Genomic DNA, 14,624 nt, shown 5'->3' with positions numbered 1-14,624 from the left:
GCTTTTAACGAAAAAGAGCTAATGTTATTGAACGACAGCTCTAAACAAACTAGAAGTGAGAGTTTAAACAGAAGGATTTAGGGTCAGTGCTTTTCGAAGATTGCTAGATAGCAGACTAAGTCGTCTGCTATCTAGCTGGCAAGCTTAAAATACTTCGCCGGTCTCTAAGTCGATGTTATCGCCAGCGGTATCAGCGGGTTCTGCACTCACCTTCTCACCATTGCCTAATAGCATAGCGCGCAGTGTCGTTTCGATTTCATCTGACACTGCAGGGTTTTCGATTAGGTATTTACCAGCATTTGCTCGGCCTTGACCAATCTTGTCACCTTTATAGCTATACCAAGCACCAGACTTTTCGATTAGCTTGTGCTGCACACCTAGGTCAACTAGCTCACCTGTGCTGTTGATACCTTGACCATAAAGGATCTGGAACTCAGCTTGTTTGAACGGAGCAGCGATCTTGTTCTTAACCACTTTTACGCGAGTCTCGTTACCGATCACTTCTTCTCTATCTTTAATCGCACCTGTACGACGGATATCTAGACGAACAGAAGCATAGAACTTAAGTGCGTTACCACCAGTAGTGGTCTCTGGGTTACCGAACATAACACCAATCTTCATACGAATCTGGTTGATGAAAATAAGCAGTGTATTTGACTGCTTAAGGTTACCCGCAAGCTTACGCATTGCTTGGCTCATCATACGCGCCGCAAGACCCATGTGAGAATCACCAATCTCGCCTTCAATTTCAGCCTTTGGTGTCAATGCTGCAACCGAGTCAACGATAATCACGTCTACTGCGCCGCTTCGAGTCAGTGCATCACAAATCTCAAGCGCCTGCTCACCAGTATCAGGCTGTGAACATAATAGATTGTCGATATCTACACCTAGCTTTTGAGCGTAGATAGGATCAAGTGCATGCTCAGCATCGATAAAGGCACAGGTCTTACCCTGCTTTTGCGCTGCAGCGATAACTTCAAGAGTTAACGTTGTTTTACCTGAAGATTCTGGACCATAGATCTCAACGATACGACCCATAGGTAAGCCGCCTGCACCTAACGCCACGTCCAAAGCTAATGAGCCAGTAGAAATCGTTTCTACGTCCATTGAACGGTCTTCGCCTAACTTCATGATTGAGCCTTTACCAAACTGCTTCTCAATCTGTCCTAAAACGGCGTTCAATGCTTTCTCTTTATTTGGATCTATCTTCATTCCTAATATCCTCTGGATCATAGCGCAAACACAGTTGCACACTGATTTATCATTTGAGTGACGACTCAATTTGCCTTCGCTAGAGCCTCAATATGAAACTAGTATACTGTACAATCATACAGTATCAAGTACTGTGTAAAAATATTTTATATCTTCAAGTAAATCATGCACTTGATAAGCATAGAGATTTATCCACAGTAATTTATTACCGAAACACTGTAAGAATTACGCCTCAATGCTGCAAAATATTGTTAATATTGACACCAATATTGTTTAAGGCACTTCAAGCTGCCACAGTAAATGACAGGCAAAACAAATCGATGACCGCTATTGATCCTCAAAGCTTAGAAAAACACACTCCTATGATGCGTCAATACTTGACGTTAAAAGCCCAACATCCTGATATGTTGCTCTTTTACCGCATGGGCGATTTTTATGAGCTCTTTTATGAAGACGCTAAAAAGGCATCTGAACTACTCGGGATCTCCTTAACGGCCCGAGGCAAAAGCGGCGGCGACCCTATTCCTATGGCTGGCCTGCCCTACCATGCGGTAGAAGGCTATTTAGCAAAACTGGTTCAGTTACGCGTATCTGTGGCTATTTGTGAGCAGGTTGGTGATCCAGCCACTTCTAAAGGTCCAGTTGAGCGTAAAGTGGTGCGGATTGTAACCCCGGGTACATTAACCGATGAGGCGCTACTGCAAGAACGTCAAGACAATCTGCTCGCGGCGCTCTATCAAGGTAAGACTGGCTACGGCTATGCCACATTAGATGTCGCATCGGGGCGCTTCGTCATTACAGAGCTTGCCGATACCGAAGCGCTAGAAGCTGAGCTACAACGTACCAACCCTGCTGAACTGCTTTATAGTGAAGACTTCTCTCAGATGAGTCTAATTTCAGGCATGAACGGTACTCGCCGTCGTCCAGAGTGGGAGTTTGATTACGATACTTGCCATCGTCTCTTACTTAATCAGTTTGGCACCAAAGATCTCAAAGGCTTTGGTATTGAAGACGCACGACTTTCCTTACAGGCTGCTGGCTGCTTAATGCAGTACGTGAAAGACACTCAACGTACGGCTCTGCCCCATATCAACTCTATCGTGCGTTTTAATCAGTCCGACAGCATAGTGCTAGATGCCGCTACCCGTCGTAACTTAGAGCTCACGGTAAACCTACAGGGTGGACGTGAAAATACCCTAGCATCTGTGCTCGACAATACTGTGACGCCTATGGGCAGCCGCATGCTGCAACGCTGGATCCACCAGCCTCTGCGCAATCATGACATTATTCGAGCGAGACAAAGCTCGATTGAAGAGCTGATGTCCACTGGTCACTTTGAGGTCCTATCTGAAGATCTTAAAGCGCTCGGTGATGTGGAGCGTATTACTGCGCGTATCGCACTGCGCAACGCCCGTCCGCGAGACTTTGCCCGACTACGTCAAGCCTTAGCACTATTGCCTCAATTGCAACAGACGCTCACTCAGGCCAATGCACCTCATCTTAAGTATTTGTCGCAAGTCATCGGTGAGTTTCCTGCAGAGCTCGAGCTATTGTCTCGCGCCGTTGTCGATAATCCGCCTATGCTTATTCGCGATGGTGGCGTGATCCGTGAGGGTTACTGTGAAGAGTTAGATCAATGGCGCAAGCTGAGCGAAGGTGCCACCGATTATCTACAAGAACTCGAATCACGTGAGAAAGAACAGACGGGGATCTCAACTCTCAAAGTCGGCTATAACCGCGTCCATGGTTACTATATTGAAGTCAGTCGCCGCGAATCCGATCTGGTGCCCTTAAGCTACCAGCGCAGACAAACGCTAAAAAATACCGAACGCTACATTATTCCTGAGCTTAAGGAACATGAAGAAAAGGTCCTATCGAGCCAAGGCAAAGCACTGGCACTTGAAAAGCAGCTATGGGAACAGCTGTTCGATCTTATCTTGCCTAAGCTATATGAACTGCAAGATTTTGCTAAAGCATCAGCAGAACTTGATGTGTTATGTAACTTTGCCGAACGTGCTGAAAGCTTAAATTACCATTGTCCAGAGCTATCAAACACGTCCGGGATCCAGATTGAAGCAGGTCGTCACCCCGTTGTTGAGCAAGTTAGCCAAAGTCCATTTATCGCTAACCCAGTGACCTTAAATGCCCAGCGAAAGATGCTGATCGTTACAGGCCCGAATATGGGCGGTAAATCGACCTACATGCGCCAAGTTGCCTTGATCACACTCATGGCACATATCGGCTGTTATGTACCAGCTGAGCACGCAGTGATTGGCCCTGTCGATAGAATATTTACTCGTATTGGCGCATCAGATGACTTGGCCTCTGGTCGCTCAACCTTCATGGTAGAAATGACAGAAACCGCCAATATCTTACATAATGCCACGCCAAACAGCTTAGTCTTGATGGATGAAATTGGTCGCGGAACCTCTACCTATGATGGCCTGTCGCTTGCTTGGTCAGCAGCTGAGTATTTGGCGAAACAGTTGCAGGCAATGACGTTGTTTGCCACCCATTACTTCGAGCTGACTCAGCTGCCAGAGCAGTTATCAAATGTCGAGAATGTGCATTTAGATGCGGTCGAACATGGTGACAGCATCGTATTTATGCATGCTGTCCAAGAGGGAGCCGCCAGCCGCAGTTATGGACTGCAGGTAGCTGCACTCGCGGGTGTGCCAAATTGTGTCATCAGCGCTGCAAAACATAAGCTACATCAGCTGGAAAGCCGAGATCATGAAGTTAATCATAACGATACCCAACAGCCTCTACAGCAAAGTATTAGCTTCTCATCACCAGCTCCCTCTCCTGTGCTTGAAGCCCTAGAGAAGATGAACCCCGATGAATTGACGCCAAGGCAGGCTCTTGATTATCTCTATAACCTTAAGAAACTGGCTTTATAGCCCCCTTTAAGCCTAGTTAAACACGAGATAGATAGAGGCAGGATCAAAAAAGCGCAGTTGATTAGCAACTGCGCTTTTTATTTATCTTATCTCGATTGATGGTATCAAACGCTATACTCTAAATATCGCTTCAACCGATAGTCCCTGTGCTCCTAGCAAGTCTTTCAAACGCTTAAGCGCCTCAACTTGGATCTGTCGTACTCTTTCTCGAGTCAGTCCTATCTCTTTACCCACATTTTCTAAAGTAGAAGGCTCATAACCTAGCAAACCAAATCTGCGCGCTAACACTTCTCTTTGCTTGGTATTAAGCTCATCTAACCATTTCACTACTGACTTAGACATATCTTCGTCTTGCACTTTATAGTCAGGTCCAACTTTATCATCGTCTGCGAGTACATCTAGTAATGCTTTGTCGCTTTCACCGCCTAAAGGCGTGTCGACGGAAGTTATTCTTTCATTGAGCTTAAGCATTCGGCTTACATCTGCGCTCGGCAACTCTAGCTGATCAGCAATCTCTTCTGCCGTAGGTTCATGGTCTAACTTATGCGCCAGTTCTCGAGCTGTACGCAGATAAACGTTTAGCTCTTTGACAACATGGATGGGAAGTCGAATGGTTCGCGTTTGATTCATGATCGCTCGCTCAATCGTCTGTCTAATCCACCATGTGGCATAGGTTGAAAATCTAAAACCACGTTCAGGGTCAAACTTCTCTACGGCGCGGATCAGGCCCAAATTACCCTCTTCGATAAGATCAAGCAGCGCTAAGCCGCGATTATTGTATCGACGCGCAATTTTAACGACCAATCTGAGGTTACTTTCAATCATGCGGTTACGAGACTTTTCACACCCTTTAAGGGATTTACGTGAAAAATACACTTCTTCCTCCGCACTAAGGAGAGGGGAAAATCCAATTTCACCTAGATACAACTGTGTGGCATCTAAGTTTTTCTGTAAATCATCTTGTACTTGTTGTTCTAATTCCGCTTCTTTTACATCCTGTTTAGTAAGATCACTTGATGAATCTTCTGCAGAGTGGCTGTTAGGTTGCTCTGCGACAACGGCACTATTTAATCTGCCCATAATATATCTCCCGAATTTTACATTTAACTACTGCACTTCACTATCCTCCGATTTGCCAAAATGGCGGCCCAACAACTATTGTTTAGGCAAAAAATTAAGTGGGTTTACTGACTTTCCATGGTAGCGGATCTCAAAATGTAACATGATCCGATTTGTGCCAGTGCTTCCCATTGTTGCTACTGTTTGTCCAACATTAACAGTTTGCTTTTCTTTAACTAAGATCTTATCAGCGTGGGCATAAGCACTTAAGTAATCGTCACTATGTTTAATAATGACTAAGTTCCCATACCCCCGAAGTGCACTACCTGCGTAAACGACTCTACCGCTTGCAGCCGCTTTAATTGCATCACCTCGGTTACCGGCGATCTTTATCCCTTTATTTCCCTGCTCTTTGGCAGAGAAAGTTCCAATCACCTTACCCTTCACAGGCCAGGACCATCGACTCACTTTCGTTGGGAGCTCGGCTGGCTTGTGGACAACTCGGTTAACATCTTGTTGACCGCTTGTTACAGAATACGCAGGCTTTGTGGCAGGATCAAGCTGTTTTTTTGACCCATTACTTTGGCTATTCGATGTTGCAGGCTTACTACTAACAGTTTGTTTTTTAGCACTTTCATTGCTTTTAGAGGCCGTTTTAACCGTTGAATTAGACGTTTTCTTGACGCTTTGGCTATTTGTAACAGTTTTTTTAGAGTTAAGACTCAATACTTGCCCAGGGTAGATGGTATAAGGCTTTGGTAGGCGATTTTGCTTGGCAAGATCCACAAAATCTTTATTCGCTCCCCAAGCAATAGAATATAAAGTATCGCCTGTTTTAACGATATAACGACTTCCCTTAATCGATCCTTTACTGATCGATGGGGTCTGAGGACCATTGATAGATTCTACAGGAGCAGGCCTTTCAGATTGAAAACTACAACCTGAAAGTAGCAACGTGCAGACACAATAAAAGCAAACGAACCTCATTCTTAACTCTTCACCCCAAACCATCCTGTTGTCTATACGACTAAGTTATTATCTGTCGCTAAATGTGCCAGTGCTAAGCCTAAGCAAGTTCGCCACTAACAAGTGGTACAAAACGCACGTCCTCAATAACCTCTGATGTAAACTGCTCGCCAATGCGAGTCACCTTTAACAAGCGCTGTTGGGTCTCTCCTACTGGGATCACTAACACACCACCTTCGGCAAGCTGTGCCACTAACGCCTCAGGAATTGAGCTTGCTGCCGCCGTTACCATTATCGCATCGTAGGGACCTTTACTCGGCCAGCCCTGCCAGCCATCACCGTATTTAAAAGCGATATTGTGTAAGTTAAGCTTTTTTAACCTTTGCCTTGCTTGGATCTGCAGGCTTTTAATTCGTTCAACCGTACACAACTGAGGCACTAACTTTGCTAAAACCGCTGCCTGATAACCCGAACCTGTGCCAATTTCAAGCACTTTAGTCGGTTTGGCTTGCAAGATAATCTCAGTCATTCTCGCCACAATATAGGGCTGGGAAATGGTTTGTCCCTGACCTATAGGCAGGGCGGTATTCTCGTAGGCTTTATGTCCAAGCGCCGGATCGAGAAACTGCTCCCTCGGCGTATTTGCCACAGCCTGTAATACTGCTTCATTGCGGATCCCAGCCTCATACAGACTTCTTGCAAGATTCAATGCTGATGTTGAGGCAACAGGGTTCATAGATCTATTTTCCAATATTTATTACGATAATTAACACTGTGATAGCCCGTCTCAATAGGGCTATCGGTAAAAGCTTTTCATCGGCAATATGCCGTAAAGCGCTGATTATAGGCCTGTGCTAGTCCGATATTTTAGCTAACCAGTTATCTAATGTCTTAAGCTGCTCAAAAGCCGTTAAGTCCACTGTGAGTGGAGTAATAGACACATAGCCATTGGCCACCGCATAAAAGTCGGTGCCTTCACTGGCATCTTGCTCATCGCCCGGTGGACCTAACCAAAAGATCTCCTTCCCTGCTGGATCTAGGGTTCTCACCATACCTTCCGCTCTATGTCTTGCACCGAGACGGGTGATCTTCATTCCCTTAACTTCAGACAACGGCAAATCTGGTACGTTGATGTTCAAGATCTTATCTTGAGCGACAGGGTTTTCCTGCAAAGCTTTGACAATTTTTAACGCGTAATGAGCCGCCGTTTCATAGTGTTCATAGCCAACCAGCGAGATGGCAATCGCAGGGAAACCCAGAAAGCGCCCTTCCATTGCTGCAGCAACAGTCCCCGAATACAAGGTATCATCCCCCATGTTCGCACCCGCGTTAATACCTGAGACCACCATATCGGGCTCATCTTGGTATAGCTCTCGGATCGCTAAATGGACGCAGTCTGTCGGAGTACCACTTACAGAGATAAAACCATTGTCTAAGGTATTCAGTCGCAGCGGGTTGGTCAAGGTTAACGAATTACTCGCCCCAGAACAGTTTCTATCAGGTCCTACAGTCAGGGTTTCAGCGATCTGGCTCATGGCTCGAGTTAAAGCCGCTATGCCTTCGGCATTCACTCCGTCATCATTACTGATCAGAATCTTCATTGCTGCGCCTCAGCATTTCTTTGCTCAGCCAGCATTTGTTGGCGTGCCACCTCTTGAACATCTTGGTATACAAACAGCTCACGTAGCACCGAAGTGGCATAAGAACCTGATGGTAATGCAAATTTTAAAATAATGGTATCTTCATCGACTTCATATTGCAGATGTTGTGGCTCAAGTAACAATGCACGTCTTTCTTGATTGAGTCCCGCTTGCTCCAAACCGTCTTTATCTATCGCAAGGGACTCAAGTGCTGCCGCCTCACACTCAGCAGCCTCAGCTTGCGCAAGTGGTAAACCACGCCCCCATAACGGCGCAGATAACTGGATATCCTTTTTTGCTAGACGTTCTAACAGAGTCTCATCCCAAGTTTCAGCGACAAAGTAGCTCTTACTTCCCGCTAACAATACGCAATCGCCTGCTAACGGTGTGACACCATGAGCCGCTAAACGAGCAGAGCAGGCAAGATTAAACAGGTTGGAGCGCACTGCAGACAGGTACATGCTGCGCTTATTTCTATCTTTGACTTTGCGGCCGGTAAACATCTGACGACCAAACATTAAGTTTTTACCATCATGACCAAAGCGCTGCTCACCAAAGTAATTAGGCACCCCCTGCTCACTAATAAGCTCAATACGTTTAACCACATCAGCCATATCGCTGACATTACGCAAAGTTAAGGTAAAACGGTTACCTGCCAATGCGCCGATGCGTAGCTTCTTACTGTGTCTTGATGCGCTTAGCACTGTTATCTGCTCGCTATTGAGCTGCTGCCAGTCAGGGGTCTCTTTGCCTGGAATACGCACACCAAACCATTGCTCGGTAATTGCATGTTTATCCTTTTGACCTGCATACGTCACCTCTTTAGGGTGCACATGGGCAAAGCTCGATAGCTTCTTAGCGACTTCAACTGTATTCAGTCCCTCTTTGCGAATATGCAACAGGTGATGCTCACCTTCGCCCGTAGGTGCAAAAGGCAGGATCTCCTGTACCTGAAAATCGCTATTATGGGTCCGAAGATCAGCCGTCGAGGTTGGCTGACCGTATAAATAATGTAGTTCGCTCATAATCTGTTTATCTTCTATCTATAGCTTAATTTAACTATGACTTAGCCTTTCTATAAAAAGCTTTTTTATGACTTAGCCATCAGCACCACAGCTTCTACTGCAATGCCTTCTTTTCTGCCAGTAAAACCAAGCTTTTCGGTGGTAGTCGCCTTGACGTTGATATCGCTAATATCCGATGCTAAATCCTCTGCGAGCACGGTGCGAATGGCTTCGATATGCGGTGCCATTTTAGGTGCCTGAGCAATCACAGTCACATCAAGGTTTGATAAGCTATAGCCCATATCGTTAGCCAGTTTATAGCAGTGTCTTAATAGCACTCGGCTATCGGCGCCCTTGAAGTCCGGATCGGTATCGGGAAAATGCTTACCTATATCTCCCAGCGCCATTGCTCCAAGAATCGCATCAGAGATCGCATGTAGGACCACATCTCCATCTGAGTGTGCGATCAAACCGACCTCATAGGGTACGGTAATGCCACCGAGAATTAGTGGCGACTCGCCACCAAATTTATGCACATCAAAACCATGACCAATTCGAATTTTCATCGGTATTCCCGTTTATCTATCTAAATAAGTTTTTTAGCTCAGCCTATTGAGCGGCACTCTTAAGAAAGAGTGAGGCCAGCTGCAGATCATCTGGGTGAGTCACCTTAATATTATCGGCGCGCCCTGCAACAATCCCAGGGGCAACACCTGCCCACTCCATAGCCGAGGCTTCGTCAGTAATTAGTGCACCTGCTGCTAGAGCGTCACCTAAGTTTTGCTTTAGAGTTTGGGCAGGGAAAAACTGCGGCGTCAGTGCATGCCATAGATTTTCGCGGCAAACGGTCTCAGTAATTAAGCCCTGTGGGTTACTTCGCTTCATGGTGTCACGCACCGGAGCCGCTAGAATAGCGCCCTGTACAAAAGTGGCAGCCGAGGCAATTAACTTGTCGATATCTTGATGGGTGAGGCACGGGCGCGCCGCGTCATGCACTAAAACCCAGCTATCTTCGGCTGCAACCATTAAAGCAGAAAGCACAGAATCGGCACGCTCTTTGCCGCCGATTACAGCCTGTAACTTTGAATGCTTGGCCTGCGCTAAATCTGCAAAAAATTCATCTTCCGGATTTAGCGCGACAATCACCTTTTCGATGCTAGGATGGGATAAAAGACAGTCCAATGTATGTCCTAAGATACTCTGTTCATTGAGCTGTAAATACTGCTTAGGAATTTCTGCGCCCATACGACTACCAATTCCGGCAGCAGGAACAATCGCAATAATATGTTTAGGGGTTTGGCTCATGCTAGAGCTCCATGTAATAGCGGCATATTTCTATAATTATTTAAGCAAAAATCAGTGACTAGGGTTATCCCCACGATCACCTCCAACGACGCGGAAAAAGGTCTCCCCCTCTTTAACCATACCCAACTCATTGCGGGCTCGCTCTTCTAAGGCCTCGGTGCCACTGCGAAGATCATTGATCTCCTCTCTTAAGACTTGGTTTCGAGCAACCAATTGCGCATTACTTTGCTGCTGCAGCCTGATTTGCTCCTGCAGATGAAAAGAGTCAGCAAGGCTCTTATCACCCAACCACAGGCGATACTGGAGCATGGCAAGTAGAGCAATTAATACAAAAAGAAGCCGTTTCATGATTCTAAATAGCAAGAAATTGAGAATATTAACCAGATAGTACAACAAAAAAGGCCACCGAGTGGTGGCCTTTTTAAAGTTTATAGCGATTTATGCTTGACCTTTGATCTCTTTAAGACCGTTGTAAGGTGCTTTCTCGCCTAACTGTTCTTCAATGCGAAGCAGCTGGTTGTACTTAGCAACACGGTCACTACGGCATAGTGAACCCGTCTTGATTTGACCAGCAGAAGTCGCAACCGCTAGATCTGCAATGGTTGCATCTTCAGTTTCACCACTACGGTGTGAAATCACAACTGTGTAACCTGCATCTTTCGCCATGCGAATTGCCGCTAGAGTCTCAGTTAGTGAACCGATTTGATTAAACTTAATAAGAATTGAGTTTGCAATACCATTGTCGATACCGCGTTTTAGGATCTTAGTGTTAGTTACGAACAAATCGTCACCAACAAGCTGGATCTTGTCACCCATGATTTGAGTCTGGTAAGCCCAACCATCCCAATCTGACTCATCCAAGCCATCTTCGATAGAAACAATTGGATACTCTTCAGTTAGTGACTTAAGGAAGTCAGAGAAACCGTTCGCAGAGAAAACCTTGCCTTCACCCGATAGATCATACTGACCATCTTTGTAGAATTCAGATGCCGCGCAGTCTAGTGCTAATGTTACGTCAGTACCTAGCTTGTAACCCGCTTGCTCTACAGCAACCTTGATGATTGCTAGTGCGTCAGCGTTCGATGCTAGGTTTGGTGCAAAACCACCTTCATCACCTACAGCAGTGTTCAAGCCTTTAGACTGAAGTACGCTCTTTAGGTTATGGAAGATTTCAGCGCCCATACGTAGTGCTTCACGGAAGTTCTTAGCGCCAACAGGCTGAACCATGAACTCTTGGATATCGACATTGTTATCAGCGTGCTCACCACCGTTCAAGATGTTCATCATAGGAACTGGCATAGAGTACTGGCCTGGCGTGCCATTTAGGTCGGCAATGTGCGCGTATAAAGGAACACCTTTAAATGCTGCAGCCGCTTTAGCAGCAGCTAAAGAAACAGCAAGAATCGCATTCGCGCCTAGCTTATCTTTGTTCTCAGTACCGTCTACATCGATCATGATCTGGTCAAGTTCAGCTTGAGCCGTCGCATCTTTACCCATTAACGCATCGCGGATAAGTCCGTTGATGTTCTCAACAGCCTTTAGTACACCTTTACCCATGTAACGGGCTTTGTCGCCATCACGTAGTTCCAGTGCTTCACGGCTACCTGTTGATGCGCCTGACGGTGCAGCAGCCATACCCATGAATCCGCCTTCTAAATGAACTTCGGCTTCAACTGTTGGGTTACCGCGAGAATCCATGATTTCGCGACCGATAATGTTAATAATCTTAGCCATAATGCCCTCGATTTAAGTTTTAAAGATAAATTTAAAGATAAAAGTAAAACGAAATTCTGTGCAGTTATTACATCGCTAGAAACAAAAAAACCGCCCCCATAGCATGGGAGCGGTTCTGCGTAATTAGTCTTCTAAATCACGTTTTTGGTAGGCAGCTGCGGCAGCAACAAAGCCTTCAAATAACGGCTGACCATCACGAGGAGTCGATGTAAATTCTGGGTGGAATTGACCCGCTACAAACCATGGGTGGTTTGGTAGCTCGATCATTTCAACCAATGAGCGGTCAGATGATAGACCACTAAAGATTAGACCCGCTTTCTCAAGACACTCTTTGTAGTTGTTGTTCACTTCGTAACGGTGACGGTGACGTTCGACACAAGTGTTAGCCTTATAAGCTGCTGCGGCTTTAGTGCCTTCTTCTAAGTGACATAGCTGAGCACCTAGACGCATAGTGCCGCCCAAGTCAGACTCTTCATGACGCTCTTCAACTTGGCCATCTTCGTTGATCCACTCAGTGATCAAACCAACAACTGGATGCGGAGTATCTGGCTTAAATTCTGTTGAATGCGCACCTTCAAGACCTGCAACATGACGTGCAAACTCAATCAGTGCAACCTGCATACCTAAACAGATACCAAAATATGGAAGGTTATTCTCACGAGCGTACTTAGCCGCCATGATCTTACCTTCAACACCACGCTCACCGAATCCACCAGGAACTAGGATACCGTCTAAGCCTTGTAAGACTTCATCGCCCTTAGCTTCAACGTTTTGTGAGTCAATATACTTGATATTAACTGATACACGGTTGAATAGACCGGCATGCTTTAGTGCTTCGTTAACTGACTTGTATGCATCAGGTAGTTCGATGTACTTACCAACCATACCAATGGTAACTTCACCCGTTGGGTTAGCTTCTTGGTAAATAACCTTTTCCCACTCAGACAGATCAGCTTCTTTACACTCAATACCGAAACGCTTAGTCACAAGCTGATCTAGACCTTGTGCTTTTAACAGCGCAGGGATCTTATAGATACTGTCTACGTCTTTTAGTGAGATAACTGCACGCTCTTCAACGTTACAGAATAGCGAAATCTTAGCTTTTTCATTTGCAGGGATTGCGCGATCACCACGACAAACCAATACATCAGGAGCGATACCGATTGAACGTAGCTCTTTAACTGAATGCTGTGTTGGTTTAGTTTTCACTTCGCCTGCAGCGCCTAAGAAAGGCACAAGTGTTAGGTGCATAAATAGGGTTCTATCACGACCAAGCTCTACGCCTAGCTGACGGATAGACTCTAGGAATGGTAGTGATTCGATATCACCAACCGTGCCACCGATTTCAACGATAGCAACGTCATGGCCTTCGCCACCAGCAAGCACTTTCTCTTTGATAGCGTTAGTGATGTGTGGGATAACCTGAATGGTTGCACCTAAGTAGTCACCACGACGTTCTTTACGCAATACTTCTTCGTAAATACGACCCGTAGTAAAGTTGTTACGACGGTTCATCTTAGTACGGATGAAACGCTCGTAGTGACCTAAATCTAGATCAGTTTCAGCGCCGTCTTCAGTCACAAACACTTCACCGTGCTGTGTTGGACTCATGGTACCTGGATCGACGTTAATATATGGATCCAGCTTCATAATAGTTACGTTAAGGCCGCGAGCCTCTAATATTGCAGCCAAAGAAGCTGCTGCAATGCCTTTACCTAGTGATGAAACCACGCCACCAGTAACGAAGATATACCTTGTAGTCATGCTGAACCTGAGAAAATGAGTTGGAAATATGTGCTTGTAAGAAAGCACTAGGACGGGGCAATATTATACCAAAGCAACCGGGATTCGACAAACTAGAATTAACTTAAAACTTAAGTTATTTATTCGACTCATCCTGTTTGACTTGATCCCAGTAGCCATCCAGCTCTTCAAGAGTGTGTTCGTTTAAGGCTCGACCATCGGCTTGCGCATAGGCTTCGACACCTCTAAAGCGTCGCTCAAACTTTTGATTCGCTTGCCTTAACGCTTTTTCTGGCTCCACACCTAAATGCCTAGCAAGATTCACTACGGCAAATAAGAGATCGCCCATTTCGTCTTGCACTTTCGTCTCATCGACTGTGTCTTGTTCAACTTCAAAAATAACCTCGTCGATCTCCTCATGGATTTTGGCGACCACAGGCTTTAGCTCTGCCCAGTCAAACCCCACCCGCGCGACACGTTTTTGGATCTTCATCGAACGCGATAACGCTGGCAGCGCCAGAGGTATATCATCGAGCACAGATTCAAGCGAGCGCTGCCTACGCTCATCCGCCTTTAACTGTTCCCAATTTTGCTTTATCTGTGCGGTGCTGTTGGTGGCTAAACCTTCAAATACATGCGGGTGGCGACGAGTGAGCTTAGTGCAGATCCGCTCAACCACAGTATCAAAATCAAAAAGCCCCTGCTCTTTACCAAGCTGGCAATAAAACACCACCTGAAACAGCAAGTCTCCTAGCTCATCGGGCAGTTCATCGAGTGCCATACGCTCAATGGTATCGGCGACCTCATAGGCTTCCTCTAGGGTAAAGGGCACAATAGTTTGAAATTCCTGAGCCCTGTCCCAAGGGCATCCCGTCTTGGGGTCACGCAGCTTTTGCATAATTGCTAACAAAGGTTGGGTGTCACCCATTTTCTTAGTCATTTAAAGGATCCTAATTTGTCTCTAATATTGTTTCGCGGCTAGCAGCTATTGTAATTGTGCTTGATAGAGCCGCAAATAAAAACGGCAACCTGAAGTTGCCGTTTTATCAATCTGTATTCAG

At 45.8% G+C, this 14,624-nt stretch carries 13 protein-coding genes; 1 reads left to right on the top strand and 12 read right to left on the bottom strand.

Translation table 11 applies throughout. The features are described 5' to 3' along the window. Nucleotides 1-144 precede the first annotated feature (144 nt). Nucleotides 145-1,212 (bottom strand): recombinase RecA, encoded by a 1,068-nt coding sequence (gene recA / locus K5Q92_RS07275; RefSeq protein WP_220768354.1) that lies wholly within the window; start codon nucleotides 1,210-1,212, stop codon nucleotides 145-147. 320 nt (nucleotides 1,213-1,532) lie between these two features. On the opposite strand from recA, the gene mutS reads away from it, so the two are divergent. Next, nucleotides 1,533-4,112: a DNA mismatch repair protein MutS gene (mutS, locus tag K5Q92_RS07270; protein ID WP_220768353.1), complete on the top strand. Its 2,580-nt coding sequence runs from the start codon at nucleotides 1,533-1,535 to the stop codon at nucleotides 4,110-4,112. 111 nt (nucleotides 4,113-4,223) lie between these two features. On the opposite strand, the gene rpoS is transcribed toward mutS, so the two are convergent. The 11 genes from rpoS to mazG form a co-directional block, all read right to left on the bottom strand. After that, on the bottom strand, nucleotides 4,224-5,192 hold the full coding sequence (rpoS, locus tag K5Q92_RS07265) for an RNA polymerase sigma factor RpoS (RefSeq protein ID WP_220768352.1): 969 nt from the start codon (nucleotides 5,190-5,192) through the stop codon (nucleotides 4,224-4,226). Between the two features lie 75 nt (nucleotides 5,193-5,267). Then, nucleotides 5,268-6,158, bottom strand: coding sequence for a peptidoglycan DD-metalloendopeptidase family protein (locus K5Q92_RS07260; protein ID WP_220768351.1), 891 nt, complete (start codon nucleotides 6,156-6,158; stop codon nucleotides 5,268-5,270). Between the two features lie 79 nt (nucleotides 6,159-6,237). Further along, the gene (locus K5Q92_RS07255) at nucleotides 6,238-6,873 is read right to left on the bottom strand and encodes a protein-L-isoaspartate(D-aspartate) O-methyltransferase (protein WP_220768350.1); all 636 of its coding nucleotides are present in this window, start codon (nucleotides 6,871-6,873) and stop codon (nucleotides 6,238-6,240) included. A 118-nt stretch (nucleotides 6,874-6,991) separates the two neighbouring features. Then, complete coding sequence (surE, locus tag K5Q92_RS07250) at nucleotides 6,992-7,738, bottom strand: 5'/3'-nucleotidase SurE (RefSeq protein ID WP_220768349.1); 747 nt, start codon at nucleotides 7,736-7,738, stop codon at nucleotides 6,992-6,994. Next, entirely contained in the window at nucleotides 7,735-8,802 is a 1,068-nt protein-coding gene (gene truD, locus K5Q92_RS07245) for a tRNA pseudouridine(13) synthase TruD (RefSeq protein WP_220768348.1), read from the bottom strand. Before truD ends, surE begins: the two co-directional genes overlap by 4 nt. A 65-nt stretch (nucleotides 8,803-8,867) precedes the next feature. After that, a complete protein-coding gene (ispF, locus tag K5Q92_RS07240; RefSeq protein WP_220768347.1) occupies nucleotides 8,868-9,347 on the bottom strand; it encodes a 2-C-methyl-D-erythritol 2,4-cyclodiphosphate synthase in 480 nt (159 codons plus the stop codon). Nucleotides 9,348-9,390: 43 nt separating this feature from the next. Continuing rightward, entirely contained in the window at nucleotides 9,391-10,086 is a 696-nt protein-coding gene (gene ispD / locus K5Q92_RS07235) for a 2-C-methyl-D-erythritol 4-phosphate cytidylyltransferase (protein ID WP_220768346.1), read from the bottom strand. Nucleotides 10,087-10,137: 51 nt separating this feature from the next. Then, a complete protein-coding gene (gene ftsB, locus K5Q92_RS07230) occupies nucleotides 10,138-10,434 on the bottom strand; it encodes a cell division protein FtsB (RefSeq protein WP_220768345.1) in 297 nt (98 codons plus the stop codon). A 90-nt stretch (nucleotides 10,435-10,524) separates the two neighbouring features. Then, nucleotides 10,525-11,820, bottom strand: coding sequence for a phosphopyruvate hydratase (gene eno, locus K5Q92_RS07225; protein WP_220768344.1), 1,296 nt, complete (start codon nucleotides 11,818-11,820; stop codon nucleotides 10,525-10,527). 123 nt (nucleotides 11,821-11,943) lie between these two features. Beyond that, nucleotides 11,944-13,584, bottom strand: a complete 1,641-nt coding sequence (locus K5Q92_RS07220) for a CTP synthase (protein WP_220768343.1) — start codon at nucleotides 13,582-13,584, stop codon at nucleotides 11,944-11,946. A gap of 115 nt (nucleotides 13,585-13,699) precedes the next feature. Then, a complete protein-coding gene (gene mazG / locus K5Q92_RS07215) occupies nucleotides 13,700-14,503 on the bottom strand; it encodes a nucleoside triphosphate pyrophosphohydrolase (RefSeq protein WP_220768342.1) in 804 nt (267 codons plus the stop codon). Between the last annotated feature and the right edge of the window lie 121 nt (nucleotides 14,504-14,624).

It is taken from the genome of Shewanella sp. MBTL60-007 (assembly GCF_019654915.1).
GTDB lineage: Bacteria > Pseudomonadota > Gammaproteobacteria > Enterobacterales > Shewanellaceae > Shewanella.
Note: the sequence above shows the minus strand (reverse complement) of the source record. Positions and strands in the feature narration are given on the sequence as shown.